This is a genomic window from Desulfobacter sp., assembly GCF_050177295.1.
In genome coordinates, this window is record NZ_JBFXHE010000402.1 from 1 (window position 1) to 4062 (window position 4062).

A 4062-nucleotide genomic window follows, 5' to 3' on the forward strand; every position below is an offset into this window, starting at 1 on the left:
GCCTAGTTCCTTGAGGGATGCCGTGGGCAGGGCAGGGGACTGGTTTATTGATCCCATCAATTATGCACAGCCCTGGGAATTATCCTGGGGGGGGCGGGGGCTTGAAACTGTGAACGGGGCATCATTTCACATCGGAGAGTATGAAGCGTTCAAAAAAGCCTCAATAGATCCTTACACAGCCATGCGCAACGCCTATATCCAGAACCGCAACGCCCTTGTCAAAGATTTGGCCGTCAAACAAAAACTGAAGGACCGTAAAGAATAAGGTATAAAGACAAGATGCCGTTTATTCTGAAAGTGCTGTTTCAAAGGCTTATGCTGTTTCAACGGCTTATGATTAAATGAGATTGGCCCGCCTGTTGGGCAGAAAATACCTCATTTTATGGGTGCGGATATGTGCAAGTAACGACATGTCCAGCACATGGGTGTGCATCTTATTTTCGTAGGCGATGTTCTCAGTTGCCAGGAATCCGTCAGGGCCGACCAGCATGGAAATTCCAGGGAATTTAAGTCCGGCATCATTTTCACCAGCCTGATTAACGGCTGCCACAAATACGGTATTATCAAATGCCCGGGCCGTTAAATGGCGCTTCCAGGATGCGCTTTTTTCCCCAGGCGTTCCCCTTGGAGAGGCATGGGGAATAAAAATAATATCCGCCTTTTTTAATGCCATGGCCGTGGATAATTCCGGGAAATGGGCGTCGTAACAAAGCTGGATTCCGAAATGCACCCCTTTGAATTTAAAGAGTCCCACATCATTTCCACAGCTGAAATAGGGGGCCTCAAATGGAGACAAATGAATTTTTCTGTACCGGGCCACGGGCTGATCCGGGCGAAACACCAGGTGCGTGGCATATATTTTTCCTGAACCCGCTTTTTCAACAAGCCCGGTTAATATGGCGATATCGTGTTTCAGTGCAAGCCGGTTCAGTTTATCCATCCATCCGGAATCAAGGGCAACGGCATTGCTGACATCTGCCGGGGCATAACCTGTAAGGTTCATTTCAGGAAACACAACAAAATCGCAGTTCTGCCGAGCTGCCGCAGAAACATCTTTGACCGTCAGGGCAAGATTCTGTGCAAACCGGTTCACAGGACAGTTCTGGATGACCAGGGTCACACGAATTTTTTGCATGATGACACCTGTGCTCAATGTAATGGGTCAGACTTTAAAATTAGCTGCTATTTTAAATACATGGGTGGCCGGCAGGTTGAGAATTTCGGTCACTCCGGTTTTTTGTGAAATGGTTTCAAGGCTTTCTTTGATTTCTTGAATTGAAGACGCAATAAACGTAAACCAGATATTGTACTGATGATCCCTTTGATAATTATGGGTAACGCCGCTGAACCCATTAACGGTGGTGGTGAACAGTTCAATTTTGTCAGGGTCCACCCGAGCTGCGCACAAGGTGGAATAATAACCTAAGCGGTCAGGACTGAAATTTCCGCCGATCCTGCGGATAATCATCTCTTGTTTCATCTGCTTGATTCTATCAATGAGCTGGTCTTCACTTAGCCCCAGTTCTTCGGCAAGAATTTTGTAGGGCATCGGATGAATTGGAAAATCAGCCTGGATCCGGTTAAGTATATTTTTAGATGTCTGGTCTTCTATCATCAGGTAATCGGTTACCAAATCGTCAGTTATCAAAATGTATTGAAAAGAAAAATAAAAGCCCTGTTTGATTTAAACAGGGCCTTATCAATTCAAGCTAAAAACTTAAAATATTTTTTAACTATACACAACCGGTCGGTTTCGGAAGACCAGCCATCTTGCAGGCGCCTTTACCAGGTCCGGAGGGGAACAGTTCATAGATATGTTTCAGTTTGAACTTGGTGAGCTTGGAAAGAACACGAACCATGGGAGCAATACCGTTTTTCTCGTAGTAATCCTGAAGAACTTTAACAAGCTGCCAGTGTTCTTCAGTCATCTCTTCAATGCCTTCCTGGCCTTTTACATATTCTACCCACTCGTCACAGTACAGATTGTAGTCAAGAAGGAATCCGTCTTCATCTATGTCGAATGTTTTCCCATTAAAATCAAGTGTTGCCATTTAATAATCCTCCTAAAAAAGTTTATTATAACTGAGTGTTTAACCTATCTTAAGACAAACCGTCTTCACTATTAAAGTCTCTTTTGCAATTGGAGACTTACCTTATCTCAGCATTGTATCCATGTCAACAAAGAATAGCAGGTGTTCGGTAAAAAAAACAAAGCGCCCGAACCCTGCATGGTTAATATTCTTTTGGGGGGCTGCCTAATCATTCCCAACACGATAAATTTCATAAAGCCATTTTCAACAATACCATAAAATTAAGGCAAGCCGATCCCGTAAAAGTGCTAATTAATTCTCATTCTTCAAAAATCATGATATATAACGTTCCGCTGAATATAGTCACCCCTAGTTGATATAAACCATAACCTACATATTTATGATTGAATAATTAAAAAAACAAAATTAGTTGCGTATGACAAAAATTATTACCATATGCGGTCCCACAGGCATCGGAAAGACAGGCTTTGCCATTGCCCTGGCCCGGGAACTGAATGGCGAGATCATTGGTGCCGATTCCATGCAGATCTATAAATACATGGATGTGGGGACTGCTAAACCCGATGAACGGGAGCGGCAGGTTGCCATACACCACCTGGTTGACTTCCTTGGTCCGGCTGATAATTTTGATGCAAAACGTTTTACCGCCCTGGCAGACCAGGCGATTTCCGATATTGCAAAACGGGGTAGGGTGCCTGTGGTAGCCGGCGGTACAGGACTTTATATCAGGGCTTTACTCCACGGCCTGTTCCGAGGAGAGCCTGTCTGCCCGGCAACAATTGATAAACTGAACCGGATTCTCGAAGATAAGGGCGCGCCGGCACTTCATATCCAATTGACAAAATGTGATCCAACGGCTGCGGAAAAGATTCACCCCAATGACGGATTCAGAATTGTAAGGGCCCTTGAGGTATTTTTAACCACAGGGTCTCCCATTTCCCGGTGCCAGCAGGCCCACGATTTCAAATCAGACCGATACCAAAGCCTTACCTTTGGCCTTCACATGGACCGAAAACTATTATATGACCGGATCAATCGGCGGGTGGACATCATGATGGCCAAAGGTCTGCTTGATGAAGTGAAGGGACTTGTGAACCAAGGATATTCCCTGGAATTGAAATCCATGCAGTCCATCGGCTACCGGCATATGGGCATGTATTTAAAAGGAGAAGTCAACCTTGCAGAGGCGGTTCGGCTGCTCAAACGTGATACCCGGAGGTATGCCAAGCGTCAGTTCACCTGGTTTAACAAGGAAAAGGATCTGATCTGGATCAATGCCGCCGACACGGAAAAAGCCATTGAAACGGCAAAAGAGTTTTTGACATAATGTTCTGATTTGATCATATTGGGTAATTTAAACGTGGCGGTTTTAAACAACAACACTCAAAATGGTAGTTTCATGACTTACGCAACATACATAAAATTTGCAATTTCTGTATCTATTTTATCGGTATTTATTTTAATTGCGCTTACTTTTTTTACCGGATGTTCCAAACATGCCATTCCAGTCTCCTCTTCTCCTAAGCGGCCCCAGATGCCGGTACCCAAACCTGTTCCCCAGCAGGCAACTGTCCCGGAACTTATCAACCAGGCCAGCGTTTTAAGTGATCAAGGATTTGCCCAGGATGCCTTGCTCATCTACAATCATGCCTTTGATCTAACCCAAAGACCCGGGGCCGGCCATGACGCTGTTTTCAAAACGATTATTCTTGATCATGTTGAAAGGCTTTTATCAAAAACAGATGCCGAAGAAATTCAAAAATTTTCAGGCATAAAAAATCTTTCCATTCCCCAGGACCTTTTTGACTACTGGGCGGGTTACAAATTTGCCCGGCAGAAAGATTATGCCAATGCTGCAAATGTCTTGAATGCTTTTCTTGAAAAATATCCCGATCATCCCATGACCAAGCAGATAAGGGAACTTTTGGCAGGTCTGGGCACCACATCCTTTAATAAAAATAAGCTGGGGGTTATCCTGCCCATGTCCGGGAAGTATATACTTTACGGACAA

At 44.5% G+C, this 4062-nt stretch carries 5 protein-coding genes and 1 pseudogene; 3 read left to right on the forward strand and 3 right to left on the reverse strand.

Features of this window, described 5'->3' with window-relative positions:
* Positions 1–265: MlaA family lipoprotein (locus AB7U36_RS19915; RefSeq protein WP_428161382.1), on the forward strand; the 265-nt coding region annotated here is incomplete at its 5' end.
* A gap of 72 nt (positions 266–337) precedes the next feature.
* On the opposite strand, the gene AB7U36_RS19920 is transcribed toward AB7U36_RS19915, so the two are convergent.
* From AB7U36_RS19920 to AB7U36_RS19930, 3 genes are all read right to left on the reverse strand, one after another.
* Positions 338–1135 carry a nitrilase-related carbon-nitrogen hydrolase gene (locus tag AB7U36_RS19920; protein ID WP_428161383.1) on the reverse strand — a complete coding sequence of 266 codons (798 nt, stop codon included), beginning with the start codon at positions 1133–1135 and terminating at the stop codon, positions 338–340.
* A gap of 27 nt (positions 1136–1162) precedes the next feature.
* The gene (locus AB7U36_RS19925) at positions 1163–1615 is read right to left on the reverse strand and encodes an Lrp/AsnC family transcriptional regulator (RefSeq protein WP_428161384.1); all 453 of its coding nucleotides are present in this window, start codon (positions 1613–1615) and stop codon (positions 1163–1165) included.
* A 118-nt stretch (positions 1616–1733) separates the two neighbouring features.
* Positions 1734–2051, reverse strand: coding sequence for a TusE/DsrC/DsvC family sulfur relay protein (locus AB7U36_RS19930; RefSeq protein ID WP_035239986.1), 318 nt, complete (start codon positions 2049–2051; stop codon positions 1734–1736).
* A gap of 415 nt (positions 2052–2466) precedes the next feature.
* On the opposite strand from AB7U36_RS19930, the gene miaA reads away from it, so the two are divergent.
* Both miaA and AB7U36_RS19940 read left to right on the forward strand, forming a co-directional pair.
* Positions 2467–3378, forward strand: coding sequence for a tRNA (adenosine(37)-N6)-dimethylallyltransferase MiaA (gene miaA / locus AB7U36_RS19935; RefSeq protein WP_428161385.1), 912 nt, complete (start codon positions 2467–2469; stop codon positions 3376–3378).
* Positions 3379–3585: 207 nt separating this feature from the next.
* Positions 3586–4062: pseudogene (locus AB7U36_RS19940) on the forward strand (penicillin-binding protein activator); the annotation flags it as partial.